Source organism: Methylobacterium sp. WL116, from assembly GCF_008039455.1.
Lineage (GTDB): Bacteria > Pseudomonadota > Alphaproteobacteria > Rhizobiales > Beijerinckiaceae > Methylobacterium.
On sequence record NZ_VRUV01000719.1, the window covers coordinates 1 to 1,802 of the forward strand.

Consider the following 1,802-nt stretch of genomic DNA (forward strand, 5'->3'; position numbering starts at 1 on the left):
GCGCGGCGCCGCGGGCGCCTGCCTGCACCGCCGGGTCGTTCCGGGTCCACGACCGTGTCGGCGCACGACCCGGTCGCCGCGAGGCGCTTGGAGCGATCCATCCGGACATGCGAGCGCGGAACGCGACAATCGCCGCATCGGGTGCGGTCGATGCGGTCCCGGCAAGGCAAATCGCCGTGACGGGGATGGTTAAGGCGACGTGAACGCGACAGGCCGCGACGATCCAGAAAGAGATCGAAAGCAACGCCAGCCCCAAACCGGGACATGAAGTTCCGCAAATCGGAAACGCGACCTTTACCTTAACGGGGCCATGGTCTGCCGGTCAGTCGCGTAACCGGTGTTTGCCATGGCTTCCCCGCGTACCGTGGTTGCCGACGCCGCCGCCCGGAAACATGTCTCGCGTACCGGGCGCGCTTCGTCGGCACCACGGATGGGTCTCGTACCCGCCGTCCAGCGCCTTCCCCTCGACGAGATCCTCGTCGGCGACTGCATCGCGGCGATGAACCGCCTGCCGGCGTCGTCGGTCGACTGCGTCTTCGCCGACCCGCCCTACAATCTCCAGCTCGGCGACGCCTCGCTGATGCGGCCGGACCAGAGCCGGGTCGACGCCGTCGACGACGAATGGGACAAGTTCGCGAGCTTCGCCAGCTACGACAGCTTCACCCGCGACTGGCTCACCGCCTGCCGCCGGGTGATGAAGCCGAACGCCACGCTGTGGGTGATCGGGTCGTACCACAACATCTTCCGCGTCGGCAGCGTGCTGCAGGATCTTGGTTTCTGGATCCTCAACGACATCGTCTGGCGCAAGGCCAACCCGATGCCGAACTTCCGCGGCAAGCGCTTCACCAACGCGCACGAGACCCTGATCTGGGCCTCCCGCTCGGCCGAATCGAAGGGCTACACCTTCCATTACGACGCGCTGAAGGGCGGCAACGAAGACCTTCAGATGCGCTCGGACTGGTTCATCCCGCTCTGCACCGGCGACGAGCGCCTGAAGGGCGCCGACGGCAGCAAGGTCCACCCGACCCAGAAGCCGGAGGCGCTGCTCGCCCGCACGCTGCTCTCAGCGACCAATCCCGGCGACGTGGTGCTCGACCCGTTCTTCGGCACCGGCACCACCGGCGCGGTGGCCAAGCTGCTTGGGCGTCGCTTCATCGGCTGCGAGCGCGAGGCGGTCTACGCCGACGCCGCGCGCCGGCGCATCGACGCGGTGGTGCCGCTGTCGCGGGCCGCGCTCCTCGTCGCGCCGACCAAGCGCGCCGAGCCGCGGGTGCCGTTCCTCGGCGTGGTCGAGGCCGGCCATCTCAAGGCCGGCGACGTGCTCACCGACGAGCGCCGCCGCTTCAAGGCGACGGTGCGGCCGGACGGCCAGCTCGACGTCGGCGTCGCCATCGGCTCGATCCACAAGGTCGGCGCCCTGGTCCAGGGCCTGCCCGCCTGCAACGGCTGGACGTTCTGGCACGCCGAGCGCGCCGGCAAGCTGGTGGTGATCGACACCTATCGCGCGAAGCTCCGCGCGGTGATGGGGGCGGCGGGCTAGAACCGCGCCCCCCCCGACGGATCGCGGGCTTGCCCGAGATCCGCACCTCGTGTGCCCAAGTCGGGCAGGCCTGACTTGGGTGCGGCGGAGGGGCGGAGGGAATGCGTGCGCGCCGTCAGCGTTTCCGCGTCGTCTTCCGCGCCGGCTTGCGGGCGGGCGGCACGACCTCCGGCTCCCCTTCGAACATCTCGTCCGTCGGCGCCGGCGGCTCGACGATGCGCGGCGTCGGCTTCGGCACCGGGCGGAAGCGCGGCGGGTCCGC

Annotated in this window: 1 protein-coding gene; it reads left to right on the top strand. The window is 70.2% G+C overall.

The window, feature by feature from the left end:
• Positions 1-346 precede the first annotated feature (346 nt).
• Positions 347-1,540, top strand: coding sequence for a site-specific DNA-methyltransferase (locus FV223_RS26615; protein WP_147729732.1), 1,194 nt, complete (start codon positions 347-349; stop codon positions 1,538-1,540).
• The last annotated feature ends 262 nt before the right edge of the window (positions 1,541-1,802 follow it).

What these genes read in the sequence shown, in the direction of transcription:
- FV223_RS26615 (WP_147729732.1), top strand. Translation starts at nt 347, where the DNA reads ATGGCTTCCCCGCGTACCGTGGTTGCCGACGCCGCCGCCCGGAAACAT.